This window comes from Raineyella fluvialis, assembly GCF_009646095.1.
Taxonomy (GTDB): Bacteria; Actinomycetota; Actinomycetes; order Propionibacteriales; family Propionibacteriaceae; genus Raineyella; species Raineyella fluvialis.
Window position 1 is genome coordinate 3,152,024 of sequence record NZ_CP045725.1, and the last position, 26,224, is coordinate 3,178,247.

The 26,224-nt window shown below is 69.5% G+C and carries 23 protein-coding genes and 2 pseudogenes; 18 read left to right on the forward strand and 7 right to left on the reverse strand.

Annotated elements, in window-relative coordinates:
• Positions 1-33: 33 nt before the first annotated feature.
• From Rai3103_RS14445 to Rai3103_RS14495, 11 genes are all read left to right on the forward strand, one after another.
• Positions 34-1,755 carry a nitrite/sulfite reductase gene (locus tag Rai3103_RS14445; RefSeq protein ID WP_277872981.1) on the forward strand — a complete coding sequence of 574 codons (1,722 nt, stop codon included), beginning with the start codon at positions 34-36 and terminating at the stop codon, positions 1,753-1,755.
• On the forward strand, positions 1,752-2,492 hold the full coding sequence (locus Rai3103_RS14450; RefSeq protein WP_153573162.1) for a phosphoadenylyl-sulfate reductase: 741 nt from the start codon (positions 1,752-1,754) through the stop codon (positions 2,490-2,492). Before Rai3103_RS14445 ends, Rai3103_RS14450 begins: the two co-directional genes overlap by 4 nt.
• On the forward strand, positions 2,474-3,430 hold the full coding sequence (gene cysD, locus Rai3103_RS14455; protein ID WP_153573163.1) for a sulfate adenylyltransferase subunit CysD: 957 nt from the start codon (positions 2,474-2,476) through the stop codon (positions 3,428-3,430). The genes Rai3103_RS14450 and cysD overlap by 19 nt, the downstream gene beginning before the upstream one ends.
• Positions 3,430-4,725: a sulfate adenylyltransferase subunit 1 gene (locus Rai3103_RS14460; protein WP_153573164.1), complete on the forward strand. Its 1,296-nt coding sequence runs from the start codon at positions 3,430-3,432 to the stop codon at positions 4,723-4,725. The genes cysD and Rai3103_RS14460 overlap by 1 nt, the downstream gene beginning before the upstream one ends.
• Positions 4,725-5,222 carry a precorrin-2 dehydrogenase/sirohydrochlorin ferrochelatase family protein gene (locus tag Rai3103_RS14465; protein ID WP_153573165.1) on the forward strand — a complete coding sequence of 166 codons (498 nt, stop codon included), beginning with the start codon at positions 4,725-4,727 and terminating at the stop codon, positions 5,220-5,222. The genes Rai3103_RS14460 and Rai3103_RS14465 overlap by 1 nt, the downstream gene beginning before the upstream one ends.
• Before the next feature lie 43 nt (positions 5,223-5,265).
• Entirely contained in the window at positions 5,266-5,964 is a 699-nt protein-coding gene (locus Rai3103_RS14470) for a sirohydrochlorin chelatase (protein ID WP_194793162.1), read from the forward strand.
• A gap of 74 nt (positions 5,965-6,038) precedes the next feature.
• Complete coding sequence (locus Rai3103_RS14475; protein WP_153573167.1) at positions 6,039-10,895, forward strand: NAD-glutamate dehydrogenase; 4,857 nt, start codon at positions 6,039-6,041, stop codon at positions 10,893-10,895.
• Between the two features lie 120 nt (positions 10,896-11,015).
• Positions 11,016-12,860, forward strand: coding sequence for a dihydroxy-acid dehydratase (gene ilvD / locus Rai3103_RS14480; RefSeq protein ID WP_153573168.1), 1,845 nt, complete (start codon positions 11,016-11,018; stop codon positions 12,858-12,860).
• 166 nt (positions 12,861-13,026) lie between these two features.
• Positions 13,027-13,533, forward strand: coding sequence for a flavodoxin family protein (locus Rai3103_RS14485; protein WP_153573169.1), 507 nt, complete (start codon positions 13,027-13,029; stop codon positions 13,531-13,533).
• 83 nt (positions 13,534-13,616) lie between these two features.
• Positions 13,617-14,114: a thiol peroxidase gene (tpx, locus tag Rai3103_RS14490; protein ID WP_153573170.1), complete on the forward strand. Its 498-nt coding sequence runs from the start codon at positions 13,617-13,619 to the stop codon at positions 14,112-14,114.
• A gap of 118 nt (positions 14,115-14,232) precedes the next feature.
• Positions 14,233-14,610, forward strand: a complete 378-nt coding sequence (locus Rai3103_RS14495) for a YchJ family protein (protein ID WP_153573171.1) — start codon at positions 14,233-14,235, stop codon at positions 14,608-14,610.
• Here Rai3103_RS14495 and Rai3103_RS14500 read toward each other — a convergent pair.
• The gene (locus Rai3103_RS14500) at positions 14,592-15,200 is read right to left on the reverse strand and encodes an HAD family hydrolase (RefSeq protein ID WP_239022356.1); all 609 of its coding nucleotides are present in this window, start codon (positions 15,198-15,200) and stop codon (positions 14,592-14,594) included. The genes Rai3103_RS14495 and Rai3103_RS14500 overlap by 19 nt on opposite strands.
• Before the next feature lie 121 nt (positions 15,201-15,321).
• On the opposite strand from Rai3103_RS14500, the gene Rai3103_RS14505 reads away from it, so the two are divergent.
• On the forward strand, positions 15,322-15,852 hold the full coding sequence (locus Rai3103_RS14505; protein ID WP_153573173.1) for a Rieske (2Fe-2S) protein: 531 nt from the start codon (positions 15,322-15,324) through the stop codon (positions 15,850-15,852).
• Between the two features lie 7 nt (positions 15,853-15,859).
• Here Rai3103_RS14505 and Rai3103_RS14510 read toward each other — a convergent pair whose 3' ends face one another.
• The 4 genes from Rai3103_RS14510 to Rai3103_RS14520 all read right to left on the reverse strand — a co-directional run bounded on the left by Rai3103_RS14510 (position 15,860) and on the right by Rai3103_RS14520 (position 18,454).
• Positions 15,860-17,140 (reverse strand): Hsp70 family protein, encoded by a 1,281-nt coding sequence (locus tag Rai3103_RS14510; protein WP_228488950.1) that lies wholly within the window; start codon positions 17,138-17,140, stop codon positions 15,860-15,862.
• The gene (locus tag Rai3103_RS17985; RefSeq protein WP_228488951.1) at positions 17,137-17,385 is read right to left on the reverse strand and encodes a hypothetical protein; all 249 of its coding nucleotides are present in this window, start codon (positions 17,383-17,385) and stop codon (positions 17,137-17,139) included. The genes Rai3103_RS14510 and Rai3103_RS17985 overlap by 4 nt, the downstream gene beginning before the upstream one ends.
• Positions 17,386-17,459: 74 nt before the next feature.
• Entirely contained in the window at positions 17,460-17,906 is a 447-nt protein-coding gene (locus Rai3103_RS14515; RefSeq protein ID WP_153573174.1) for a hypothetical protein, read from the reverse strand.
• On the reverse strand, positions 17,903-18,454 hold the full coding sequence (locus Rai3103_RS14520) for a transposase (protein ID WP_153573175.1): 552 nt from the start codon (positions 18,452-18,454) through the stop codon (positions 17,903-17,905). The genes Rai3103_RS14515 and Rai3103_RS14520 overlap by 4 nt, the downstream gene beginning before the upstream one ends.
• A gap of 262 nt (positions 18,455-18,716) precedes the next feature.
• On the opposite strand from Rai3103_RS14520, the gene glpX reads away from it, so the two are divergent.
• A complete protein-coding gene (gene glpX, locus Rai3103_RS14525) occupies positions 18,717-19,748 on the forward strand; it encodes a class II fructose-bisphosphatase (RefSeq protein WP_241864240.1) in 1,032 nt (343 codons plus the stop codon).
• Positions 19,749-19,956: 208 nt separating this feature from the next.
• On the opposite strand, the gene Rai3103_RS14530 is transcribed toward glpX, so the two are convergent.
• Entirely contained in the window at positions 19,957-20,871 is a 915-nt protein-coding gene (locus Rai3103_RS14530; protein WP_153573176.1) for a catechol 2,3-dioxygenase, read from the reverse strand.
• A 588-nt stretch (positions 20,872-21,459) separates the two neighbouring features.
• Between Rai3103_RS14530 and Rai3103_RS17990 the strand changes: the two are divergent.
• From Rai3103_RS17990 to Rai3103_RS14555, 4 genes and pseudogenes are all read left to right on the forward strand, one after another.
• Positions 21,460-22,316 (forward strand): annotated as a pseudogene (locus tag Rai3103_RS17990) (proteasome assembly chaperone family protein).
• Between the two features lie 101 nt (positions 22,317-22,417).
• Positions 22,418-23,830 carry a decaprenylphosphoryl-beta-D-ribose oxidase gene (locus Rai3103_RS14545; RefSeq protein WP_153573179.1) on the forward strand — a complete coding sequence of 471 codons (1,413 nt, stop codon included), beginning with the start codon at positions 22,418-22,420 and terminating at the stop codon, positions 23,828-23,830.
• A 122-nt stretch (positions 23,831-23,952) separates the two neighbouring features.
• Positions 23,953-24,504 (forward strand): GtrA family protein, encoded by a 552-nt coding sequence (locus Rai3103_RS14550; protein ID WP_153573180.1) that lies wholly within the window; start codon positions 23,953-23,955, stop codon positions 24,502-24,504.
• A gap of 27 nt (positions 24,505-24,531) precedes the next feature.
• Positions 24,532-25,059, forward strand: coding sequence for a DUF1697 domain-containing protein (locus tag Rai3103_RS14555; RefSeq protein WP_153573181.1), 528 nt, complete (start codon positions 24,532-24,534; stop codon positions 25,057-25,059).
• 22 nt (positions 25,060-25,081) lie between these two features.
• Here Rai3103_RS14555 and Rai3103_RS14560 read toward each other — a convergent pair whose 3' ends face one another.
• Positions 25,082-25,735, reverse strand: a complete 654-nt coding sequence (locus Rai3103_RS14560) for a DedA family protein (protein WP_153573182.1) — start codon at positions 25,733-25,735, stop codon at positions 25,082-25,084.
• Between the two features lie 87 nt (positions 25,736-25,822).
• On the opposite strand from Rai3103_RS14560, the pseudogene Rai3103_RS14565 reads away from it, so the two are divergent.
• Positions 25,823-26,205: pseudogene (locus Rai3103_RS14565) on the forward strand (FKBP-type peptidyl-prolyl cis-trans isomerase).
• Positions 26,206-26,224: the final 19 nt, after the last annotated feature.

A 26,224-nucleotide genomic window follows, 5' to 3' on the forward strand; every position in this document is an offset into this window, starting at 1 on the left:
GGCTCACCACCTGCCCGATGCCGAGGAGGCCCCGTGTCCTACGACCGCACGACGACCCCGACCGTTCCCGGTCATGCACCCGCAGGGGAGCGTGTCCGAGGACCCAAGAAGGACCGTTCCAACGGTCAGTGGGCGATCGACGGGCGTGCACCCCTCAACCACAACGAGGAGTTCAAGCAGGAGGACGACGGGCTGAACGTCCGCCAGCGCATCCTCGACGTTTACGCCAAGCAGGGATTCGACTCCATCCCGACCGACGACCTCTTCGGCCGGATGCGATGGTGGGGCCTCTACACCCAGCGCGACCAGTCCTTCGACGCCACCCGGACCGGGAAGCTGACCGACGCCGAGCTCTCCGACCGCTACTTCATGCAGCGCATCCGGGTCGACGGGCAGATCCTCAGCACCGAGCAGGTGCGCGTCATCGCGGGCATCTCCCAGGACTTCGCCCGGAACAGCCTCGACATCACCGACCGGCAGAACATCCAACTGCACTGGGTCCGGATCGAGGACGTCCCGGAGCTGTGGGGCCGGCTGGACGCCGTCGGCCTCAACACCATCACCGCCTGTGGTGACACCCCCCGCGGCTTCCTCGGCAGCCCCGTCGCCGGCATCGCCGCAGACGAGATCATCGACCCCACCCCGCTGATCGAGGAGATCCGCGAGCGCTACATCAATGACCCCCACTTCACGAACCTCCCCCGGAAGTTCAAGACGGCGATCACCGGCCACCCGAGCCTGGACGTGTGCCACGAGATCAACGACATCTCCTTCGTCGGTGTCCAGCACCCGGAGTACGGCGCCGGCTACGACCTGTGGGTCGGTGGCGGGCTGTCCACCGCACCGCGCTTCGCCGAGCGGGTCGGCGTGTTCGTCCGCCCCGAGGAGGCTGCGGAGGTGTGGGCCGGAGTGATCGCGATCTTCCGCGACTACGGCTACCGCCGGTCGCGCAACAAGGCCCGGCTGAAGTTCCTCGTAGCAGACTGGGGCCCCGAGAAGTTCCGTCAGGTGCTCCAGGACGAGTACCTCCACCGGGCGCTGCCGGACGGCCCCGCCCCGGTCTCCAACGGGACCGCGGGTGACCACGTCGGCATCCACGACCAGAAGGACGGCCGCAAGTACATCGGTTTCGCGCCGACCGTCGGCCGCGTCGGCGGCACCACGCTGGCCCGGGTCGCCGACCTCGCCGAAGCCGCCGGCTCGCAGCGGATCAGCTTCACCCCGCACCAGAAGCTCCTCATCCTCGACGTCGACCCCGACAAGGTCGACGAGCTCGTCACCGCGATGGATGAGCTCGGCCTGAAGGCCAAGCCGAGCCCCTTCCGCCGCGCGACGATGGCCTGCACCGGCATCGAGTACTGCAAGCTCGCCTTCGTCGAGACCAAGGGGCTCGCCTCCCGGGTGATCGACGACCTCGAGCAGCGCTTCGAGGGTGTGGACCTCGACACACCCATCAGCCTGCACCTCAACGGCTGCCCCAACTCCTGCGCCCGCATCCAGACCGCCGACATCGGGCTCAAGGGGCAGTTGCTGGGCGGGACGGAGTTCGGCTTCCAGGTGCACCTGGGTGGCGGCCTCGCCTCCGCGGACCGGGACGAGGCCGGCCTGGGGCACACCGTCCGTGGGCTCAAGGTGAGCGCGGACGACCTTCCGGGTTACGTTGAGCGCGTGGTTCGACGTTTCCTGGACCAGCGCCTGGCCGGGGAGAGCTTCTCCGCCTGGGTGGCACGCAGTGATGACAAGGAGTTCCTGTGACGACCGCATCCGACATCCCCGCCAGCCACGGGCCGGGACGCCGACGCTCCGAGGACGAACTGAGGACCATCGCCGAGGAGGCGGGTGAGCGGTTCGCCGAGGCCTCCGCCGAGGAGGTGCTCGCCTGGGCGGCCGAGGAGTTCGGTGACGCCCTCGCCGTCGCCTGCTCGATGGCCGGCGACACGGTGTTGCCGCACCTGGTGTCCAGCCTGCACCCGGGCGTGGACGTGCTGTTCCTGGAGACCGGCTACCACTTCGCCGAGACCCTCGGCACCCGCGCCGAGATCGCCACCGTCCTGCCGGTGAACGTGATCGACGTGCTGCCGAGGTTGACCGTCGCCGAGCAGGACGCCGAGTACGGCAAGGACCTGTTCGCCCGCGATCCCGGCGCCTGCTGCGCCATGCGCAAGGTCGAGCCGCTGAACCGTGAGCTGGGCGGCTACGAGGCCTGGGTGACCGGTCTGCGTCGCGAGGACAACGTCCTGCGCCGCAACGCGAAGCTGGTCGAGTGGGACACCACCCACCACATGGTGAAGCTGAACCCGATCGCCGCCTGGACCTTCGATGACGTGATCGACTACGCCGGCCAGCACGGCGTCCCGATCAACCCACTGCTGACCGACGGCTACCCCTCGATCGGCTGCGAACCCTGCACCCGCCGGGTCGAGCCCGGTGAAGACCCCCGAGCCGGCCGCTGGGCCGGACTGGCCAAGACAGAATGCGGGATCCACCTGTGAGCACCGACTTCGCCCCCTACCTGGACGATGCCCCGACCCGGCCGTACGAACTCAGCCAGCTCGACGTGCTGGAGAGCGAGGCCATCCACATCTTCCGCGAGGTCACCGCGGAACTCGAGCGCCCCGTGCTCCTGTTCAGCGGCGGCAAGGACTCCGTGGTGATGCTGCACCTGGCCGCCAAGGCCTTCTGGCCCGGCAAGGTGCCCTTCCCGGTGCTGCACGTCGACACCGGCCACAACTTTCCGGAGGTCCTGGACTACCGCGACCGTACGGTCGAGCGTCTCGGCCTCACCCTGGTGGTGGCCAAGGTGCAGGACTACATCGACGACGGCCGGCTGGCGGAGCGTGCCGACGGCACGCGCAACCCGCTGCAGACCCAGCCGCTGCTCGACGCGATCGCGGCGGGTCGCTACGACGCCGTGTACGGCGGTGGCCGCCGCGACGAGGAGAAGGCCCGGGCCAAGGAGCGTATCGTCAGCCTGCGCGACGAGTTCGGCCAGTGGGACCCGCGCAACCAGCGCCCCGAGCTGTGGGACCTCTACAACGCCCGCCACCGCCCCGGTGAGCACGTCCGGGTCTTCCCGCTGAGCAACTGGACCGAACTGGAGATCTGGCGCTACATCGAGCGCGAGAACATCGAGCTGCCCAGCCTCTATTACGCCCACGAGCGCGACGTGTTCCGTCGCGACGGGATGTGGCTGTCGGACAGCCCGGTCTCCCGTCCCCGCGAGGACGAGCCGGTGGTCCGCAAGGTCGTGCGTTACCGCACCGTCGGCGACATGTCCTGCACGGGCGCCGTCGAGTCCGACGCCGACAGCGTCGCGAAGGTCATCGCCGAGGTCGCCGCCACCACCCTGACCGAACGTGGCGCCACCCGCGCCGATGACCGCCTCTCCGAGGCGGCCATGGAGGACCGCAAGAAGGAAGGCTACTTCTGATGAGCACCCTGCTTCGCCTGGCCACCGCCGGCTCGGTGGACGACGGCAAGTCGACCCTGGTGGGTCGTCTGCTGCACGACACCAAGTCGATCCTGGCCGACCAGATGGACGCAGTGGAGCGCGTCAGCCGCGAGCGCGGACTCACCGGCGCGGATCTGGCCCTGCTCACCGACGGTCTGCGTGCCGAGCGGGAACAGGGCATCACCATCGACGTGGCCTACCGCTACTTCGCGACGCCGCGCCGCTCGTTCATCCTCGCCGACTGCCCCGGCCACGTGCAGTACACCCGCAACACCGTGACCGGCTCCAGCACCGCCGACGTGATCGTCCTGCTGGTCGACGTCCGGCACGGGGTGCTCGAGCAGACCCGCCGCCACCTGGCCGTGGCCTCACTGCTTCGGGTCCCGCACGTCGTGATCGCGGTGAACAAGATCGACCTGGTCGACTACGACGAGGCCACCTTCCGCGCCGTGGAGACGGAGATCCGCCACGTCGCCGACGGACTCGGCCTCATCGACGTCACGGTCATCCCCGTCTCCGCGCTGATCGGCGACAACATCGCCGATCGTTCCGACCTGACCCCCTGGTACAGCGGGCCCGCGCTCCTTGAGGTGCTGGAGGAGCTGCCGACCGGTGACGATCCCAGCCACCAGCCGCTGCGCTTCCCGGTGCAGTACGTCATCCGCCCGCAGTCGGGTGCCGTCGACGAGCGTTACCGGGAGTACCGCGGCTACGCCGGCCGGATCGCCGCCGGAGTCGTGCGCCCCGGCGACGAGATCATCGTCCTGCCCTCCGGCAAGCGCAGCCGGGTGGCCGGCATCGACCTGGCCGACAAGGAGCTCGACGAGGCGTACGCGCCGCAGTCGGTGACGCTGCGCTTGATCGACGAGATCGACATCGCCCGTGGTGACCTGATCGCCACCGCGGAGGACAGCCCACGGCCGACGCGTGACGTCGACGCGCTGGTCTGCTGGCTCGCCGAGCGTCCCCTGCACGAGGGCGCCCGCGTCCTGGTCAAGAACGGCGCCCGTACGGTCCAGGCGATCGTCCGGTCCCTGGACGCCAAGCTGGACCTCGACACCCTCGTCGGCCAGCCGGCCGAGCGGCTCGAGCTGAACGACATCGGCCGGGTCCGGCTGCACCTGGCCGCCGACCTCCCGACCGAGCCGTACGCCCGTGGGCGCCACACCGGCGCCTTCCTGCTGGTCGATCCGCAGCAGGCCGGCACGCTGGCCGCCGGCATGGTCGTCAGCGCGGACCCGGATTCGGGTGACGACACGGACTGGGTGATCTGATGTTCCCCCTCGCACTCGACCTGGCGGGCCGCAGGGTGGTCGCCGTCGGCGGCGGACCCGTGTCCGCCAGGCGGGTGCGGGACTTCCTGGCGGCCGGCGCGGACGTCCACGTCGTGTCGCCGGAACTGTGCCCCGAGCTCGAGGCGATGCTGGGCGACCTCACCTGGCACCCCCACCGCTACCGCGACGGCGACCTGACCGGCGCCTGGCTGGTGCACACGGCGACGGGGGATCCCCTCGCCGATGCCCGGGTCGCGGCGGCCGCGGCCGAGTCGCGGATCTGGTGCGTCAACGCGGGCCGGGCTCACCGAGGCACCGCGGCGGTGCCCGCCCGGGCGACGGTGGAGACCCACGCCGGTCGCGTCACCGTCGCCGTCACCTCGGGCGATCCCCGCCGGTCGATGGCTGTGCGGGACTGGCTCGTCGGACGCCTACCGCTGGCGCGCTTCGGTCTGCTGCCGCGGCCCCGTCGCGGGTCGCTGCGGAAGAGCGCGTGATGTCCGCGCAGCAGTCGGCGGCGACGGGGCCGGGGTCCACCCCGTGGTCGTGCTCGCCGCCCACGGCACCCAAGAGCCCAGCGGAGCCCCGGTGGTCCGGGCCATCGCCGCGGCCGCCCGGGATCGTCTGGCGACCCGGCTCGAGGTGGGCTGGCTGTCCGCCGGCGACCCCTCGTTCGACGACCTCACCGCAGGCCTCGCCGCCGACATCGTGGTCCCGCTCCTGCTGGGGACCGGCTACCACGTCCAGGTGGACATCCCGGCGGTCCTCGCCGCCCACGGCCGGACCAGCGTGGTGACTCCCCACCTCGGTCCCGCCCGGGAGATCATCCGGGCCCTCAGGGACCGCATCCACAAGGTCGATCCCGACCCCGTCGCCGTCGTGCTGGCCGCGGCGGGAACCTCCCACCCGGTCGGACGCAGTGAAACCCGCCAGGCCGCCGACATGTTGTCCCACGACCTCGGGATCCCGGTCCGGGTGGCGTACGCCAGCGGAGCGGGCCCCACGGTCACCGAGGCGGTCCGGGACCTGCGCGAGGCCGGTGGCCGACGGGTCACTGTCGCTCCCTACCTCCTGGCACCGGGATTCTTCGCCGACCGGATCAGGACCGCCGCGCAGGACAGCGGTGCGACGGTCGCCGAGGTCCTCGGGGAACACCCGGGGGTGGTCGACCTGGTCGTGCGCCGCGTGACCGAAGCGGCCGCGGCGATTCCACCGACCCCGAGGGTGCGAGCCGCGTAGACTCCCGGCCATTCAGGCTGTCCCGGTCGCCCGACGCGGCCGGCATCGCCACGTCTGGGAGGTCGGTGCGGACCATGACTGTTCCCCACGAACAACGCGAGGCGCTGCTCGCCGCCGGCGCCGAGCGCGCCGAGGGGATGGACCAAGGGGAGGTCGCCGCCCTGCTGGCGACGTTCTGGCGGGACCTGAGCACCGAGACACTGGCCACGCTGCGCCCCGAGGACGTGCTGGGGGCGGCACTGTCCCACCGCCAGCTGGCCGAACGGCGCCGGTCGGACGAGACCCACGTCCGGGTGTTCACCCCGACGGTCGAGACCGACGGCTGGGGCACGCGCAACACAGTCGTCCAGGTCGTCATCGAGGACATGCCGTTCCTGGTCGACTCCGTCTCGGCCGCCCTCCAGGACGCCGGCGCCAGTGTCCGCTTCGTCACCCACCCGCAGATGACCGTCGAGCGCGACGACGAGGGGCACCTGCTCGCCGTCTTCCCCCGGGACCCCGACCCGCGGGCGGGCGTCGACGAGTCGTGGATGCACTTCGAGGTCCCCCGGACGACCGACCGCCGGGCGATGCACCGCCTGGAGGACACCGTCAGGTCCACCCTCGACGACATCCGCAGCGCGTACCAGGGCTGGCCGGCGATGAGGCGGCGCGCCCAGGAGGTCGCCGACGAGACCGCAGAGCTCGCCACCAGCGGACGAGCGGATGCCCACGAGGCCACCGCGCTGCTCGAGTGGCTGATGGCCGACCAGTTCGTCTTCCTGGGGTACACGCTGTACCGCCCCGGTACGAGTGGCGACCCCGAGGAGGTCGCCGAGGCCCGACTGGGCATCCTCGACCATCTGGCGGGCGTCACCGAGCTTCCCCTGGACACTGCCGAGGCCCGGGAGGCGTGGGACTCGGCGCTGCTGATCGTCACGAAGGCCAACGCCCGGGCCACCGTGCACCGGCGGACCTTCATGGACCTCGTCGTCGTCAAGGCCTACGACGACGACGGGACGGAGACCGGCAGCCACCGGTTCATCGGGCTCTTCACCTCCAGCGCCTACCACGAGTCCCTCACCCAGGTTCCCTACCTGATGGACAAGGCGGAGGCGGTGCTCGAGGCGGCCGGATTCCCCGCCGACTCGCACAGCGGCAAGGCGTTGCTCAACGAGCTCGAGAACTACCCCCGCGACGAGTTGTTCCGCTGTGACGTCGCTGAACTCGCCCGCAACACGCTGGCCATCGTCCAACTGCGCGAACAGATCCGCACCCGCTTGTTCCTCAGCCGCGACCCGTACGGCCGGTTCATGTCCTGCCTGGTCTACCTTCCCCGCGACCGCTACAACACCGCGGCCCGGCTCGAGGTGTCACACATCCTGAAGGAGAGGCTCGACGCGGACACGGTGGACTACACCACCCGGGCCTCGGAGTCGTCCCTGGCGACCCTGCACTTCATCGTGCACATGGCTCCCGGGCGTACGGTCCCCGAGATCGATCCGGCGGATCTGGAGAACCAGATCGTCGAGGCGACGCGGGACTGGGACGAGGACCTGGCCGCCGCCATGATCGACGAGTTCGGCGAGGGACTCGGCGACCGGTACACCGAGACGTTCCGCGGGGCCTTCCCGACCGCCTACAAGGAGGTGTTCCCGCCCAGGGTCGGAGCGGCGGACCTGCGGGAGCTGGAGGGGATCGGTGCCGACGAGCTGCGGCTCAACCTGTATCGCACCCCGACGAGCCCGGAGTCGGAGCGCCGGCTCAAGGTGTACAGCCGCGGGCCGCTCTCCCTCAGTGCCGTCCTGCCGATCTTCACCCACCTGGGCACCGAGGTGACCGGCGAACGGCCGTACGTTCTCGAGCGCTCCGACGGGGTGATCTTCCACGTCTACGACTTCGGTCTGCGCCCGCTCGGTGCCGCCACCTGGCAGGGGGAGGACACCAGGGCCCGCTTCCAGGAGGCCTTCGCCGCCGCGTGGGAGGGTCGCACGGAGGCCGACGAGCTGGACGGCCTGGTGCTGCTGGCCGGCCTCACCTCACGCCAGGTCGTGATCCTGCGCGCCGTGACGGCGTACCTACGCCAGATCGGGATCAGCTACTCGCAGACCTACCTGCGCTCGGTACTGCTCGCGCATCCGGACATCGCCGCGCTGATGATCGAGTTGTTCCGGGTGCGGTTCGATCCGGACCTCTTCCCGAGCCGGTCGGTGGACGCCCAGCGCCGGAAGTCGGAGGACGGCATCATCGCCCGACTCGACGAACTCGTCGGTGCGGTGCCCTCACTCGAGGAGGACCGGATCCTGCGCCGCTACCTCGGCGTGATCCGCGGTACCTTGCGGACGAACTACTACCAACGTGCCCACGAGTCGCCGCACGACGCCTCGACGACCCAGCCCACCGTGGCCCTCAAACTGGCCCCCGCGACGATTCCCGGGATGCCCGAGCCGCACCCGCTGTACGAGATCTGGGTCTACAGCCCGCGGGTCGAGGGCGCCCATCTGCGCTTCGGCAAGGTCGCGCGGGGTGGTCTGCGCTGGTCGGAGCGACGTGAGGACTTCCGCACCGAGATCCTCGGGCTGGTGAAGGCGCAGACCGTGAAGAACGCGGTCATCGTGCCGACCGGGGCGAAAGGTGGTTTCTATCCGAAGGGGCTGCCGGATCCGGCGGTGGACCGCGAAGGATGGGCGTCCCGGGGCCGGGAGGCCTATCAGCTCTTCATCGCGGCACTGCTCGACCTCACCGACAACTTCCTCGACGGCGCGGCCGTGCCGCCACCGCGGGTCGTCCGCCACGACAGCGACGACACCTATCTCGTCGTCGCCGCGGACAAGGGGACCGCGCGGTTCTCCGACGTCGCGAACGCCATCGCCAGCACGTACGGCTACTGGCTCGACGATGCCTTCGCGTCCGGAGGGTCGACCGGTTACGACCACAAGGCGATGGGGATCACCGCCAAGGGCGCCTGGGAATCGGTGAAGCGGCATTTCCGCGAAATGGGACGCGACATCCAGCACGACGACTTCACCGTTGTCGGCATCGGCGACATGTCCGGTGACGTCTTCGGCAATGGCATGCTCCTCTCGCCCCACATCCGGCTGGTCGCGGCGTTCGACCACCGCGACATCTTCGTCGACCCCGATCCCGACCCGGTCGCCTCGCTGGCAGAGCGCCGGCGGCTGTTCGAGCTGACCCCCTCCTCCTGGCAGGACTATGACCGTGCCCTGATCTCCTCAGGAGGCGGGGTGTTCTCGCGGTCACTGAAGAGCATCGAGATCAGCGATCCGATGCGGAGCGCGCTCGGTCTTCCCGCCGGTGTCGAGCAACTGTCACCCCACGAGCTGATCCGATCGGTGCTGCAGGCGCCGGTCGACCTGCTGTGGAACGGCGGCGTCGGAACGTACGTCAAGGCCACCGACGAATCGGACGCCGAGATCGGGGACCGGGCGAACGATCCCGTCCGGATCACCGGGCGCGAGCTCCGCGTCCGGGCCGTGGGGGAGGGGGGCAACCTCGGGTTCAGTCAGCTCGGCCGGATCGAGGCGGCCCGGCGAGGCATCCATCTCAACACCGACGCCATCGACAATTCTGCGGGCGTGGACACCTCCGACCACGAGGTGAACCTCAAGATCCCGCTGAGCGGCCTGGTCCAGATCGGCGAACTCACCTACAAACAGCGCAACCGGCTGTTGGTCGAGATGACCGACGAGGTCGCCCGCTTGGTGATCGAGGACAACTACGAACAGAACCTGCTACTCGGCCACTCGCGGGAACGCAGCGGGAAGCGGCTCGGCGCCTACCTGAGGGTCATCCACCACCTCGAGGAGCGCGGCCTGCTCGACCGGGAGCTCGAGTTCCTGCCGGCCGACCGGGACCTGCACGCCCGGGAGCGGGCCGACGAGGGGCTGACCAGCCCGGAGCGGGCGGTTCTGCTCGCGTACGTCAAGCTCGCCCTCAAGCAGGACATCAACGCCAGCGGTCTGCCCGACGACCCGTGGTTCGCCCACGAGCTCCACCAGTATTTTCCGCACCAGATCCTGGACAGGTTCCCGAAGATCCCCGACACCCACCCGCTGCGCCGGGAGATCATCACCAACGTCGTGGCCAACTCCGTGGTCAACCTGGGCGGGATGACCTTCGCCCAGCGGGCGCAGGAGGAGACCGGCGCGACCATGCCGGAGATCGCCCGGGCGATGGTGCTGGCCCGGGAGGTCTTCGACATCGAACGCTTCATGCACCGGGTACGCGCCCTGGACAACATCGTCGGCACCGACGTGCAGGCGCGGCTGCACCGTGAGTCGCGTCGGCTCCTCGACCGGGCCACCCGGTGGATCCTGCTGGAGCGGCCGGCGACCAGTGACGTGGGCGCGGACATCGACCGCTACCGGCCCGCGGTGGCCGCCTTCGAACAGCGGATGGACGAGCTGTTGCACGGGGAGGAGCGCGAACGGTTCGCCACCGACGCCGCCGAATTCACCCGCCAGGGCGTCCCGGAGGACCTCGCCCGGTGGGCCGTCGGACTGCTCGACGCATTCGCCCTGCTCGACATCACCGACCTCGCCCGGGGAGCGCAGGAGGACCTGACTGACGTCGCCGAGCTCTACTTCTCCGTCACCGAGCAGTTCGACGTCGACGAACTGCTCACCACGATCAGTAGCCTGCCGCGCGACGAGCTGTGGGACTCGCTGGCCCGCAGCGCCGTCCGTGCCGATGTGTACGCCGCCGCCAAGGCCCTCACCGCCTCCGTCATCGACACCACGGCCGGCGGGAGCGAAGTCGAGCAGCGGCTGCGCCAGTGGATCCAGGACAACGCCGCGGCGGCGCAGCGCGCCCACCGTTCGCTGCTGCAGCTCAAGGAGATCCCCCAGCCGGGTCTCGCCCCCGTGTCGGTGGTGCTGCGGCACCTACGGTCGGTCTCCCGGTCGGGGTCGGCGGGCTCCCGGCACCTCTAGCGAGCCTGAGACGCCCGCGTCCGCGGCGCTGCGGTCACTGGGTGGCGTCCCCACCGGGGGGTGGCGGCCCAGGGATAGTCTGGTGATCCGTATCACCGTGCCAGCCCCTCGGAGGAAGAAGTGCCCGAACTGCGTTCCCGGACGACGACCCACGGTCGCAACATGGCGGGTGCCCGTGCGCTGTGGCGCGCCACCGGCATGACCAACGACGACTTCGGCAAGCCGATCATCGCCATCGCCAACTCGTTCACGCAGTTCGTCCCGGGCCACGTCCACCTCAAGGACATGGGCCAGCTGGTCGCCGAGGCGGTCAAGGAGGCCGGTGGCGTCGGCCGGGAGTTCAACACCATCGCCGTCGACGACGGCATCGCGATGGGTCACGACGGCATGCTCTACAGCCTGCCCAGCCGCGAGCTGATCGCCGATTCGGTCGAGTACATGGTCAACGCGCACAAGGCCGATGCCTTGGTCTGCATCTCGAACTGCGACAAGATCACCCCCGGCATGCTGCTCGCGGCCCTCCGGCTCAACATCCCCACCGTCTTCGTCTCCGGCGGCCCGATGGAAGCCGGCAAGGCCGTCATCCACGCGGACGGCACCGCCGAGACCCGACTCGACCTGATCGACGCGATGGTCTCCGCGGTCGATCCCTCCGTGACCGACGACGAGATCACCCGGATCGAGGAGTCCGCCTGCCCGACCTGCGGTTCCTGCTCCGGCATGTTCACCGCGAACTCGATGAACTGCCTCACCGAGGTGATCGGGCTCTCGCTGCCCGGCAACGGCTCGACGCTGGCCACGGCGGCCGCCCGCAAGGGTCTCTTCGAGCGGGCGGGCGCCCTGGCTGTCGAGCTGGCGAACCGGTACTACCACGAGGGGGACGCGTCGGTGCTGCCGCGAAGCATCGCCACCAAGGAGGCGTTCGCCAACGCGATGACCCTCGACATCGGCATGGGTGGGTCGACGAACACGATCCTCCACCTGCTCGCCGCGGCCCAGCAGGCAGGCGTGGACTTCGACCAGGACGACATCGACGCCTTGTCCCGGCACACCCCCTGCATCTGCAAGGTCGCTCCGAACACGCACAACTACTACATGGAGGACGTCCACCGTGCCGGTGGCATCCCCGCCATCATGGGTGAGTTCGCCCGCGCGGGCATGCTGGACACCTCGGTCCACTCGGTGCACAGCGCCGACCTCGCCGGCTGGCTCGACACCTGGGACATCCGCAGCGGCAAGGCGTCCGACGAGGCCATCGAGCTCTTCCACGCCGCGCCGGGAGGGGTCCGGACGACCGAGCCCTTCTCCTCGACGAACCGATGGAAGACCCTGGACACCGACGCCGAGAACGGATGCATCCGGTCCGTCGAGCACGCGTACACCGCCGACGGCGGGTTGGCGATCCTCAAGGGCAACATCGCCGAGGACGGCTGCGTGGTGAAGACGGCCGGCGTGCCCGAGGACCAATGGACCTTCTGCGGTCCGGCGAAGGTCACCGAGTCCCAGGAGGAGGCCGTCGAGGCCATCCTCGGCGGGCGGATCGTCGCCGGTGACGTCGTCGTGGTCCGGTACGAGGGCCCGAAGGGTGGCCCGGGCATGCAGGAGATGCTCTACCCGACGTCCTACCTCAAGGGCATCGGTCTGGGTCCCCAGTGCGCGCTGATCACCGATGGCCGCTTCTCCGGCGGCTCGTCCGGGTTGTCGATCGGGCACGTGTCTCCCGAGGCGGCGTCCGGCGGCGCCATTGGCCTGATCGAGGACGGCGACATCATCGAGATCTCCATCCCGGACCGTACGATCAACGTCCGGCTCTCCGACGACGAGCTGGCCGCTCGGCGCGTCGCCCGGGACGCGCAGGGCTGGCGGCCCGCCGATCGGGACCGGGAGGTGTCCGAGGCGCTGAAGATCTTCGGCGCCCTGGCACAGTCCGCGGACAAAGGCGCGGCGCGCCGCCCGCTCGACTGATCTCGGCACGAGGGTGTACATCCGGGAGAGCCGGGAGTGCACCCTCGTCCGTCGAGGGCGCGGCCCACGCGCGAAGAACCACTGGATCACGCGTGGCGCCTGTCACCATCGGCTCATTTCGGCGATACTGGTTGATCATCCTGTGAACCGGCCGAGGAGGGCAGTGGTGGGCGTACTCATTGTGTGCGAGTCGAGTTTCGGCAACACCAGGCACGTCGCCGAGGCCATCGGCGCTGGACTCGCCAAGAAGGGCCATCACTTCGAGCTCTACCCGGTCGAGAAGGCACCGCGCGAGATCCCGGACGACGTCACGCTGCTGCTCGTCGGGACCCCGACGCACAACATGGCGATGACGACCGCCGAGACGCGGGCCCGTGCCGTCGCGGAGGGCGCGCCCTCGTCCCCGTCCATCGGCATCCACGAGTGGATCGATCAGGTCACTCCGAAGCGGACCCTGTTGGTCCGGACCTTCGATACCCGTACGACGGGACGTTTCCTCCCCAGCGCCGCCCGCGACGCCACCCGCGCACTGAAGTCGAACGGGTTCCACGGGGCCAAGACGGGGGAGTCCTTCCAGGTGGATCCGCGGACCAGCGCGCTGGCCGACGGGGAGCTGCAGCGCGCCCACGAGTGGGGGATGTCGCTGGCTGACCTCGACGCCGTCATGGAGTGACGCCCGCCGCGGTCCGTCCAGGGCGTGACGGAGCGGCACGCGACCCTGGCACAGCGGGCCTCACCCGTGATAGGCCATAGAGCATGGCTACGACTGCACTCAAGGGCACCCCTGTCAACACCGTGGGAGAGCTCCCCGCCGTCGGGAGCAAGGCACCCGCTTCCTTCCTCACCGGCGCTGACCTGTCCGACCTGACCCCGGAGACCTTCGCGGGCCGCCGGGTGATCCTCAACATCTTCCCGAGCATCGACACCAAGGTGTGCGCCACCTCGGTGCGCAAGTTCAACGAGCTGGCCTCCGGCCTCGACAACACCGTGGTGGTGTGCGCGTCGGCGGACCTGCCGTTCGCGGCCAGCAGGTTCTGCGGTGCCGAAGGTCTCGACAACGTCGTGGTCGGTTCGTCGTTCCGCTCCGACTTCGGCACCGCCTTCGGTGTCGAACTCGTCGAGAGCGGCATGAAGGGCCTGCTCGCCCGTTCCGTGGTCGTCATCGACGCCGACGGCACGGTGCTGCACTCCCAGCTGGTCCCGGAGATCGCCTCCGAGCCCGACTACGACGCCGCCCTGGCCACCCTGGCCTGATCCCTCCCCACCGGCCGGTGGGCCGGTCGTTCGGGTCGTACGTCGGCTCCCGGAGCCGGACGTACGACCCGAACGGTTTCGCCATCACCGCATTCGCCATCGACCGAAGGAGTGAGGCGTGGCCGGCGACTTCTGTCCCTGCCAGAGCGGGCGCCGCTACGCCGACTGCTGCGGACCCCGCCACGACGGGACCAGACCCGCTGAGACGGCCGAGGCGTTGATGCGCGCTCGCTACAGCGCCTATGCCCGAGGGGACATGGACTACGTCTCCCGGACCTGGTCCCCCCGCACCAGACCGAGCGACCTCGCCCCCGACCCGGACCTGACCTGGCGACGCCTGGAGGTCTTCGAGGTGAGTGGCGGGGGACCCGAGGACGACGAGGCCTGGGTGACGTTCGCGGCGCACTACCGGGTCGGCGGCGAGCGAGGTGTCCTGCGGGAACGCAGCCGCTTCACGCGGGTGGGCGGGGTCTGGCTCTATCTGGAAGGCTTCTGAGCCAGGGCGGGGATCAACGCGCCGAGCTCGGTGATCCGGTCACCGTCGCCGGCCACGGGGATCCCTGGGGTCTCCAGGATCACGCAGCGGATCCCCACCTGTTCCGAGGCGACAGCGTCGATTGCCCGGTCGCCGACCGCCAGACAGTCGCCGGGATCAAGGCCGTTGCGCTCCAGCACCGCCCGGTACATGCCGGGGTCGGGCTTACGAGGGAAGCCGTCCCCGGGGCACACAAGGTCATCGATCGCAAGGCCCGTGGCGGCGAGCAGCGCACTCGCGCTGGCCCGATCGCGATTGGTGACGACGATGTTCAGACCACCGACGGAGCGTACGTGGGCGATGACCTCCCGGGCACCGGCCATCAACGGTGGCGGAGTGCTGGCCCAGGACCGCTTCAGGGCGCTGTAGGCCGCGTCGAACTCCTCATGGGGGATGTCGAAACGCTGCGCCAACTCGTCCATCGCCGACGCGATCGCGCGCCGGGTCATCCGGGCGACCTCGGCCTGGGTCACCGCATATCCGCGACCGGTGACGACGCTGGCCAGCGTACGATCCACCGAGGGGTACGTGTCGATGAGGGTTCCCCCCATGTCCCAGATGATGCTGTGAGTTCCCACACGTTCATTCTCACCTGTCCTAGCATGGACCACAGGTTGTCGCCCGGGTCCGGACCTCGGCGCCTCGGAGCTTCCCTCGTCCTTGGAGCACACCATGGCTGTGTCATCCTTCACTCGTCGCAGTGTCCTCGGTGCAACCGGTCTTGCCGCCGCCGCGGTGGCCGGATCATCCCTTCTCGCCGGGTGCTCGACGCCCGGCCAGGAGACCGGCGACAACATCCCCACCAGCGAGATCCCGGTGGGCGGCGGCCTCGTCCTCACCAAGGGCAAATATGTGATCACCCAACCGACGCCGGGCCAGTTCCACGCCTTCACCAACGTCTGTGCCCACGCCGGCTGTCAGGTCGCCCGGGTCAAGGACAACCAGATCCAGTGCGACTGCCATGGCAGCCGCTACTCGATCACGGACGGGCATCCGGAGCATGGCCCGACGGTCCGGGCCCTTGCCGAGTATCCGGTGTCGGTCAACAACGGCAAACTCCGGGTGCTGACGCCGGCCCTCACCACGCCGACCGCGCCGTGGTCCCCATCGGCGTCAGCGTCGGCCTCCGGCTCCCCATCGGCCGCTGCGTCCTCTTCGGCCTCTGCCTCCTCGTCCGGCTCGACCGGCTCGACCGGCTACTGATCGATCTTCAGGCGGCCTCGACAGCGGGGCGGCTCAGGGCGTGGGTCCTGCTGAAACCGGTGTCCAGGTCGGTGATCCGGACCTGGACGATGCCGTTCTCGTCGATCGCGTAGCGCTCCTCGACCATCGGGCCGGCCTCCCGCGTTACGGGAACGGACTCGACGTCGGTGCCCGGTGTCTGGAGAGCGGCGTCGAACGGGAACACGATCTGGGCGAACGGCGCGATGTCGCCGCGGGGCTCCCCTGACCGGTCGACCTCGGTGTACTCCACGAAGCGGTACCAACCGACGTTGTGCGCCGCCCGGTAGCGCCGGGTGATGACGAGCTCGCCATGGTCGGGGATCAGTTGGTCACGACCCAGGATCGGGTCGAAACTCACTGTCGAGCCGGCGTCACCCTCACGGAAAACCCCGAACCATCGGGACAGCCGGTCGGCGAGGGAGTAGCCCGCCTCGTCATCGGCGGAGATGGCCAGCCCGATCGCGGTCGATGCCGCCGGGTAGGGGGAGCGGTGCACGCGGCGGCCGAAGTGGTCGCGCAGCAGCCGCGGCACGAGCGGCAGCCCCGAGGCACCCCCGACAAGGTAGATCCCGGCGATGTCGGCGGCGAGCGGAGCGTCGCCGTCGAGGTCCTCCACCAGCGGTTCCATCGCCCGGATCGATGCCTCCACCAGTGGCGTCGCCCGCGTGTAGAAGTCCTCAACCTGCACGGTCACCGGTATGCCGGCCACCTCGACCGGGATCCGTCGCGACTGCGGTGAGAGGTGTTCCTTGGCATCACGGCAGACGTCGAGGAGCCGGACGTAGGAGGGAAGGTCGAGGTCGTCGAGACCGACACCCGCCTCATCCAGCGCGCAGTCGGCCAGGACGGCGTCGAAGTCGTCGCCGCCGAGCATGTTCAGGCCGAGGGAGCCGATGATCTCGTGGTCGACGCCGTCGACGTTGACCAAGGACGCATCGAAGGTGCCCCCGCCGAGGTCGTAGACGATGACCCGGGTGCGCTTGGAGTTGAGCGTACGACCTTGCCGGTGCGTGTACTCGAAGCCGGCAGCGGACGGCTCGTTGATCATCGCGGTCACCCGGAAGCCGGCGCGCCGGAAGGCCTCCAGGGTGAGGAAGCGCTGGGCACCGTGGGCGTGGGCGGGCACCGCCACCACGGTGGCCGCGGCGGTCTGCGGATCGTACGAGTCGCTGATGCTGGAGGAGCTGGAAAGTGCCTCCCGGACGGCGCTCAGGAAGCCGGTCAGCACTTCGAGCAGCGGGACCTCGCGATCCCCGACGACGATCACCGAATCGGCGTTGACGTCCCCGGCCCGAGCGCGCGCTTGAAGGAGCGCAGCAGGGGAGCGCCCTGCTCGGCGGCGGCCAGGGCCTCGAAGCCGTAGCGCAACTCGTCGCCAACCAGGGCGACGACGGAGGGGTAGAACTCCTGTGGATCGCCCCTGGAATCGAGGAAGCTCACCACGGGATAGTTGCCACGATCGACATTGGCGACTGTCGTCCGAGTGGTGCCGAAATCGATGCCCAAGCGCATGGCAGGACCCTAGCAACTCACCGGCCCCCGGCGGGTGAGCAGCCCAGCGGGGGCGCCACCGCGTCGCCCGGCGCTCACCAGAGGGTGAGGATCCACCGAGCCAGACCAGCCCAGCCCGCCGCCCAGAGGACCGAGACGAAGGTGCCGATGATGAACCGCTCGGCGGCGGCACCGGTGGTGGACCGCAACTCCGGGTAGCGGGCCAGTGCCTTCACGGCGACCGCCACGGCGAGCCCGTTGGGGTAGCCGGCTGCCAGGGTGGCGAAGACGGCGAGTCGCTCCAGGCGCCCGATCCACAGCCCACCGCGGAGCACGGCAGCAGCCTCCTCGACGGTGGCGGGACCCTGGTCTTCGGGGTGGTCGCCCTCCCCGGACCGAGTGACACGTGGGCGGGAGGGCGCCTCGGAGCGATCGACCCGCCGGAACACCGCCGTGACCACCCGGCCGCCGGGCCCGACGGCCAGCAGCGCACAGAGGACGACCACCACAGCGTGGACCAGGACGTGCAGCCATTCAGTCATCGCCGTGTCCCTTCGACCGCGGCTTGTTCGAGCAGGGCGGCCACCAGCCACGCCCCTCGGTCGGCCTCGGCGTACGCCGCCCGACCCGCCCGCTGGCTGGCGGCGGACGGGGTGATCCTGAGAGCCGCCGCCGCCGCGTTGTTCGACAACCCACTGTCGAGCAGATCGGCCATCTCCCACCCTTCAGCGGTGCGACGGGTCAGCACCGCCGCCCAGAGCAGCAGGCCGGACTCGGCCAACCAGACGGCCCGTCGCGCCGAGGCGGACACCTCCGCCTCCTCACGTCCGTCCCGCAGGGCGATCCCCACGGAGACCCCCCGGGCCTGCTCGACCGCGGCTCGGGCGGCGAGATAGGCCGTGCCGCGCGCCGCCCGAGTGGAGTCCGTCAGGGGCTGGTCCACCGCACCGAGGCCCACGCCGATGCGCCAGTTCCGCAGGCGGACCAGGTGCCGGACGACGCCGACGACGCCCTCGACCGTTCCGACCAGCCCCTGGATCTCGTCACCCGCCGTCCGCTCGAAGGGCAGCAGGACGTGAGCGTCCGCCACGGTCGCGAGTGCGTCCAAGGCCTCTGGCACCAGGTCGCTGCCGCGTCGGCTGTGTCGCTGGTCCGCCGTGATGGCAAACACGCGACTGAAGTCCACATCCTTCATGAGGTCGAATTTAGTCTCAACCCTGAAATCCTGTCGAGGGGTCAGGCGCTCTTGTTCCGCAGGGAAGCAATTCTCCCCGTTCGGCTGGCGCCTGCACCCACTCGCACGACAGGCTGGCAACGGACCTTGCACCACTCGCCCACGCCAGGAGGATCACGTGTCGGACGCGACGCCCCAGAAATACATGCTCTCCAACCACAACCTCGGACTCGACCTGATGCGGGCGACCGAGGCGGCCGCCCTGGCCGCCGCCCGCTGGGCAGGTCGGGGCCAGAAGGAGACCGGTGACGGCGCGGCCGTCGGCGCCATGCGTGAGGTGCTGTCCCACGTCCGTATCGACGGCACCATCGTCATCGGCGAGGGTGAGAAGGACGAGGCACCGATGCTCGCGAACGGCGAGAAGGTCGGCAACGGCGACGGCCCGGCGATGGACATCGCGGTCGACCCCGTGGATGGCACCCGGCTGCTCGCCTGGGGCATGCGGAACTCCATCGCGCTGCTCGCCGGCGCGGAGGGCGGGTCGATGTACAACCCGAAGGAGTGCTTCTACATGGAGAAGCTCGCCGTCGGGGCGGATGCGGCCGACGTCATCGACCTCGAGGCCCCGATCGGGGAGAACATCCGCAATGTCGCGGCGGCCAAGGGGAAGACGGTCGACCAGATCACCGTCGGCGTACTCAACCGTGACCGCCACCAGGACCTGATCGCGGCGATCCGCGAAGCGGGAGCAGCGACCAGGCTCTTCACCGACGGCGATGTGGCCGCCGCCGTGATGGCGGCCCACCCCGACATGCCGCGTCTCGACATGATGGCCGGCATCGGCGGCAGCCCCGAGGGCGTCGTCACCGCGTGTGCGATGAAGGCCCTGGGCGGGCGGATCCTCGCGAGGCTGTGGCCCACCTCCGACGAGGAGCGCCAGCGCACCCTGGACGCCGGGCACGACCTGGACAAGGTCCTGGACACCAACGATCTGGTGACCAGCGACCACACCCTGTTCGTGGCCACCGGCATCACCCCCGGAGACCTGGTCGAGGGAGTCACCTACCTGCCCGACGGGGGCGCCCGTACCCACTCGATCGTCATGCGCTCGGCCTCCGGCACCATCCGCTACGTGGATGCGTACCACCACCTCGACAAGGTCGAGGAGTACCAGCGTCGGCACGAGGTCGCCGGCATCGACTGGAAGTGACACCGCACCCCGCCGACGCGGCGCGGCGGCGGGGAGTGCGTCGGCAGGACAGAGAACGGCGGAAAGGGCGGCGGACCGTGAGGTCCGCCGCCCTTTCCGTTCTCGGCGCGCTCAGGGAGCGAGATGCGCCGCGCCGGCGTACGTCCCCAGTCGACGCACGCCGGCAGGCCTGGTAGGTCCCAGGACGTGCCGGGACGGACTGGTGGGACTAGGTCAGAACGGTGGTGAACCGCTCGTTCAGCTCGCGGGCGTGGTAGAAGATGCCCTTGCCCAGCTGGTCCACCGTCCAGGTGACCGTCGGGCGGTCGGCGAAGGACAGGTAGCCGCCGGCGAAGACCTCGTTGCGGTTGCCCGACGGGTCGAAGAAGTAGACGGTCTTGCCACGGGTGATGCCGTGGCGGGTCGGGCCGACGTCGATCGGCACGTCGTCCATGGCGAACAGGTCGGCGGCGCGGGTGACCTCCCAGCCTTCCTCGAGTCGGAAGGCGAAGTGGTGCAGCTTGGACTGGGGACCCTCGATGAAGGCGAGCTGGTGGATCTGGTTGGACCCGGTCATCCAGCAGCCGATCTTGTGCGCGTCGTCGTCGAGCGAGGTGGCGACCTGCTCGGCGGTCCAGAAGCCGAAGACGTCCTTCATCATCCGCTCCATCAGCGCCACGTCCGGGGTGGTGATGAGGGCATGGTCGAGGGCCGGAGCGCCGACGCCGCGCAGGTCGCGCGGGAAGGCCTCGGGGTTGACGTTGCCGACGTCGACCTGGCCGGAGGTGATGTCGTGGTAGACCTCGAAGACGTGGCCCGACGGGGTGTGCAGGCGCACGCCGTCGCCGACCTCGAGGTTCTCGCCCTTACTGAAGCGTTCGGTCTGGAGACCGAAGGTGCGGGCCCGGTTCTCGATCTGGTCGAGGTCCTCGGCGTACTGGGCCTTCCAACCGAACTTCACCAGGCCGACGCCGCCCTCCTCGAGGACGACGGAATGGTGGTCCCATTCGTCCCAGCCCCTGAAGTAGACCTTGTTGCCGTCGGCGGCGACCTCGTTCAGGCCCATCGTCTGCGTGTAGTGCTGACGGGCTTCCGCCAGGTCGGTGACCCTGACGTGTGCGTAGCCCATGCGCAGGATTGCCATGCTGACTCCTTTGTGATGCTGGCGGAGGTCGTGCCCTGGCACGGGCGGGTGAGCCCGGGTCCGAGGCGACCTGTTGGGCCGAAGCTAGTCCGATTACGACTGTGATTCGGATCACTATTCCGCCTGGGGGAACGATCCGGACCAACCTCGGCATTGACCCGGGTGCTGGCCCGGGCAAGCCCGGGTGGGTTCACGGGTACTGCACGGCAACCCAGGCGTGGAGACCCCCTGGGGACCCAGGTGTGGAGACCCTGGGAACCCAGGTGTGGAGACCTCTGTGGAGTGAGCACCCCCGCCCGTGCAAAGGTGCGCGTCATTCAGCACCTTTGCACGGGCGAAAGGTAGAGCTGAGCAAATGTGTCTGTCGGCTCGCCGGTGGTCGGTCGGGGAGCGACGGGAGCCGGAATGATTGGCCGGTCGGCGGCGTTGTGCTGGTGATTTCGTCGTCTCACTCCAGGGAAGGCCACCGTGTCGCAGTCCACGCCGCTTTTCACGTACGAATCCCACATCGATCCACGCCGAGTGCGGGCAGCCACGCTCGTGGTCACGCTCGGGGGGTTCGTCGATGCCGGCCACACCCAGCGGCTGGTGGACCACCAGGTCCTGGAGGGTCTGGAGAGTCACCGGGTCGGCGCCTTCGACGCGGACGTCCTGGTTGATCACCGGGCCGAGCGCCCGGGCATCACCTTCGCCGGTGATCGTTTCACCGACTACGAGCCGCCACAGCTGACACTGCTCCAGGCCACGGACATCAACGGGGTGCCGTTCCTGTTGCTCCGGGGCCCGAACCGGACTTCCGTTGGGAGGAGCTCGCCGCCACCATCGAGCGCCTGGTCGACGACCACGCCGTGCGAACCACTGTCTTTGTGCAGGGCATTCCGATGTCCACCCCTCACACCAGGCCTGTCTACGTCACGCGGTGGGCCTCCCGCCCCGAGCTGATCCCGGGCAACCGGCCACTCTTCGGCACCGTCCGGATGCACGCCTCCTTCCCCGCGATGCTCGCCCTCCGACTGGGCGACGCCGGTCATGACGTGGTCGGTCTGGCGGCCCACGTGCCCCACTACCTGGCGCCGGGCGACTACCCGGATGCGGCGTTGGCGGTCATCGAGCAGCTGCAGCGGACCAGCGACGTCGCCCTGCCCACTTCTCCCCTCGAGCTCGTCCGCTCCGCGGTCCGGGCCGAGATCGACGAGCAGGTGGCCTCTTCCGAAGAGACGCGCGAGATGGTCGCCGAGCTGGAGCACCAGTACGACCGGTTCATGACGGAGAACCGCCTCGAGGCCGCCGCCCCGGAGCCGGCCGATCTGCCCAGCGCCGACGAGATCGCCGCCGAAGCGGAGAAGTTCCTCCGCAGTCTGGACCGGCCCGCGGGCGATGGCGAGCCCCCGCACAACGATGGCGAGCCCCCGCACAACGGTGAGGAGCCCCCGCAGGGGGAGTGACCGCCCAGGGAGCGTCATCCCCTCCTCAGGGTCACGCGCCGGGTGGTTCGTCACGGGGGCGGGAGCGATGACAGCGCGTCATGGTCGTAGGCTGGGCCACGATGAGCACCTCAGTCAGCCCCAGCGTCCCGACCACCTCCGAGCTCCTGTCCGGGTGGGGCCGCACCGCCCCGACCCGTGCCGACGTCCTGCATCCGCGCGACGCCGAGTCCGTCATCGAGGCGGTCCGGGACGCCGCGGATCGCCAGGCAACTGGGGGACGTGGCCTACTGGCCCGCGGCCTGGGACGTTCGTACGGTGACGTCGCCCAGAATGCCGGTGGCGTCGTCATCGACATGACCGGCCTGACCACGATCCACTCGATCGACCCCGACACGGCGATGGTCGACGTCGACGCCGGCGTGAGCCTGGACGCCCTGATGAAGGCAGCCCTGCCGCACGGCCTGTGGGTCTCGGTGCTGCCCGGCACACGTCAGGTCACCGTGGGGGGCGCGATCGGCAACGACGTGCACGGCAAGAACCACCACAGTGCCGGCTCCTTCGGCGACCATGTCCGGTGGATGCAGCTGTTGGTGGCGGACGGACGGGTCCTCGAGCTCACCCCGGACGGCACCCCTGACGACCCGGACGCCTCGATCTTCTGGGCGACGATCGGAGGGATCGGGCTCACCGGCATCATCCTACGCGTCCGCCTGTCAATGACGCGTACGGAGACGGCCTACTTCATCGCCGACGGTGTCGTCACCCATGACCTGGACGAGACCATCGCGGTGCATTCCGACGGCTCCGAGTCGAAGTACGAATACTCGAGCGCCTGGTTCGACGCGATCAGCGGCCCGCCCAAGCTGGGGCGGGCGGCTATCTCCCGCGGCTCGCTGGCGAAGCTCGACGAGCTGCCCGAGAAGCTGCGCAAGGACCCCCTGGCCTTCGACGCACCGACGCTGGTGACCCTGCCCGACGTCTTCCCGAACGGGTTGGCGAACAAGTACACCTTCTCCGCGCTGGGCACCGCTTGGTACCTGAAGAGCGGGAACTACACCGGGAAGGTGCAGAACCTCACGCAGTTCTACCATCCGCTTGACCTGTTCGGGGAGTGGAACCGGGCGTACGGCACCGAGGGCTTCCTGCAGTACCAGTTCGTGGTCCCGCCGGCCGCCGTCGAGGAGTTCAAGAGCATCATCGGCGACATCCAGCGGTCAGGCCACTACTCCTTCCTCAACGTGTTCAAGCTCTTCGGCGAGGGCAACCGGGCACCGCTGAGCTACCCCATGTCCGGCTGGAACGTCTGCGTCGACTTCCCGATCCGTCGTGGCCTGGACACGTTCCTCAACAACCTCGACGCCCGGGTGCTGGAGTTCGGTGGGCGCCTCTACACGGCCAAGGACTCCCGGACCAGCGCCGAGAACTTCCACCGGATGTACCCCGGGATCGACCAGTGGATCGCCACCCGCCGCCGCGTCGATCCGAACGGACTCTTCATGTCCGACATGGGGCGCCGGCTCGAGCTGTCCTGACCAAGCCCTCGCTGGTCGCACGTGGCGCGAGGCCCCGGACCCTCTCTGAGGGACCCCGGGGCGTCGCTGGTGTCCGGAACGTGCGGGGCGCGGTTCCGCGGGGCAGCGCGTAGGCTACTCCTGTGCAGGTCACTCCCGAGCCCGATCCGTCCGCGACGTCCCGTCGTACCGCCGCCGACCGTTTCCTGGCGATGCGCCACGGGCTGTGGACCCGCCTTCCGGGCCGGCTCAGCCACATCATCCCGCCGGATCTCATCGGCTACGCGATCCTGAACCTGTTCTGCTTCCTGGTCGACATGTCCGTACTGACGCTGTTCTTCCGCGTCTTCCACGCGCCCTATCCGGTGTCGACGACGGTCGGCTACGGCACCGCTCTCGTCCTGTCCTACCTGCTCAACCGGTGGCTCAACTTCCACTCCCGCGCTCCGGTCGGTCCCCAGACCGTCCGCTACGCCTTCGTGGTGCTGATCAACTACTTCGTCCTCCTCCAAGGGGTCGGCACCGGGCTGGAGCTGCTCGGCGTCCAGTTCCAACTGGCTCGGCTGATCGCCGCGGTCTGTGAGGGCATCTGGACCTACATCGGCATGCGCTGGATCGTCTTTCGCGGTGACACCCGCCCCGCGCACTCCTCGGCCCCCGTCGCCGAGCCGGATCCGGTGCGCGTACGCAGCTGACGCCAGGACGAGCCAGGAGGTCGAGGGATGGACTACGCGATGTTCCTGCGGGGCATCAATGTGGGTGGGATCCGGGTGCCGATGGCGGCTCTCAAGGACTGCCTGGCGGACATCGGTCTGGAGAATGTCCGGACCTACCAGCAGACGGGCAATGTGACCTTCAGCTCGGGTGAGCCACTACGGAACCTGTGGCCGACGATCGAGGAGGCCCTGACGTCCACCTTCTCCTACGAGGCCCACGTCCTGCTGCTCCCACGCACGGAGCTGGACGCCGTCGTGTCCGGCTACCCGTTCCCGCCCAGCGAGGACCACCACCGCTATGCGGTCCTCTGTGCCAGCGACCAGGTGGCCGCGGACCTCGTCGACCTGGCGCTGACGGCCGCCCACGAATCGGGCGGGGACACGGAGCGGGTGGCCGGCGGCACCCGGGTCGTCTACTGGTCCTGCCCCAAGGGATCGACCCTCACGACGCCCTTCGCCAAGGTGCTCGGCCAACGGCGCTTCCGCGCCACCACCACGAGTCGCAACCTGAACACCCTCGAGAAGATGCTCTGAGCGCCGGCCTCGAGGCCAGCGATCAGGGCATCTGCGAGCCTTCGGGCGCGTCGGGTGTCTCCTCGGCGGAGGCCACGGGGCCGCGCAGGATCGTACGGCGCAGCAGCCAGTCGACGAGAGGCCCGAGGACCATGCCGGCGCCGATGGCGACCACGATGCCGATCAGCGGGTTGCTCTTGAACCATGCTCCGGCCAGCGCACCGACCAGCACACAGTAGAGCGCCCACAGGGAGGAACTCACGACCACGACCTCCATGTAGCGGCGTCGGGAGTAACCGACCACGCCACAGACGAGGTTGATGGCGATCCGCACCCCAGGGATGAACCGCCCGACGATGATGAAGGTGGCTCCTCGCCGGAAGAGTTCGGCGCGGGCCCAGTTGACGGCGCGGGCGAGCCTCGGCCGGCGCCACAGTGCACTACCCGCGAGCCAGCGCGATCGGCCGATCGAGTAGGCGATGTTGTCCCCGCACCAGGCCGAGAGGGCCGTGACCAGGAGGAGCACGACCAGCAGCCAGGGGTGCGCATGCACGAGCAGGGACGCCATCGAGATCACGATCGACTCGCTGGGGACCACCGGGACCAGCGCGTCGCCGAGGATCAGCACGACCAGCAGCAGGTAGGCCCAGACGGATGTCGTCGCGCCGAGGATGAACTCGGTGATCTGGTGCAGCATGCGCCGGTGACCTCCTGGGAGTGTCTCCCCAGTATGCCCGTCGTGAGTTGGGCCGCCCACCACCGCTAGGGTCGGGTCATGGCTGAGATGAACAACGAGAAGCCCGCCGTCGAGCTCCCGCAGGGCCGTCCCCCGGTCAATCTCGAGATCAAGGACCTGACCGTGGGCGAGGGGCCCGTCGCCGCGAAGGGGGACACTGTCCGGGTCCACTACGTCGGCGTCGCCCTCAGCACCGGACATGAGTTCGACTCCTCCTGGGAGCGGGGCGAGCCACTCTCGTTCACCCTCGGTGGTCGCCAGGTGATCCGTGGTTGGGACATGGGGTGAAGGGAATGCGGGTCGGCGGGCGCCGCCGACTGGTCATCCCCGCCTTCCTCGCCTACGGCGACCGCGGCGCCGGCCCCGAGATCCGCCCCGGCGAGAGCCTCGTCTTCGTCTGCGACCTGGTCGGGATCGAGTCCCAGGACTGACGCCGGGGCCACCTACCCT

Excerpts from the sequence above, each read along its gene's own strand:
- Rai3103_RS14560 (WP_153573182.1), bottom strand. The coding sequence starts at position 25,735 with ATGCTGCACCAGATCACCGAGTTCATCCTCGGCGCGACGACATCCGTC.
- Rai3103_RS14475 (WP_153573167.1), top strand. The coding sequence starts at position 6,039 with ATGACTGTTCCCCACGAACAACGCGAGGCGCTGCTCGCCGCCGGCGCC.
- Rai3103_RS14530 (WP_153573176.1), bottom strand. The coding sequence starts at position 20,871 with ATGGCAATCCTGCGCATGGGCTACGCACACGTCAGGGTCACCGACCTG.
- Rai3103_RS14500 (WP_239022356.1), bottom strand. The coding sequence starts at position 15,200 with ATGGGGGGAACCCTCATCGACACGTACCCCTCGGTGGATCGTACGCTG.
- Rai3103_RS14515 (WP_153573174.1), bottom strand. The coding sequence starts at position 17,906 with ATGACTGAATGGCTGCACGTCCTGGTCCACGCTGTGGTGGTCGTCCTC.
- Rai3103_RS14555 (WP_153573181.1), top strand. The coding sequence starts at position 24,532 with ATGGACTACGCGATGTTCCTGCGGGGCATCAATGTGGGTGGGATCCGG.
- Rai3103_RS14465 (WP_153573165.1), top strand. The coding sequence starts at position 4,725 with ATGTTCCCCCTCGCACTCGACCTGGCGGGCCGCAGGGTGGTCGCCGTC.
- cysD (WP_153573163.1), top strand. The coding sequence starts at position 2,474 with ATGCGGGATCCACCTGTGAGCACCGACTTCGCCCCCTACCTGGACGAT.
- Rai3103_RS14505 (WP_153573173.1), top strand. The coding sequence starts at position 15,322 with ATGGCTGTGTCATCCTTCACTCGTCGCAGTGTCCTCGGTGCAACCGGT.
- Rai3103_RS14460 (WP_153573164.1), top strand. The coding sequence starts at position 3,430 with ATGAGCACCCTGCTTCGCCTGGCCACCGCCGGCTCGGTGGACGACGGC.
- tpx (WP_153573170.1), top strand. The coding sequence starts at position 13,617 with ATGGCTACGACTGCACTCAAGGGCACCCCTGTCAACACCGTGGGAGAG.
- Rai3103_RS17985 (WP_228488951.1), bottom strand. The coding sequence starts at position 17,385 with ATGCGCTTGGGCATCGATTTCGGCACCACTCGGACGACAGTCGCCAAT.
- Rai3103_RS14545 (WP_153573179.1), top strand. The coding sequence starts at position 22,418 with ATGAGCACCTCAGTCAGCCCCAGCGTCCCGACCACCTCCGAGCTCCTG.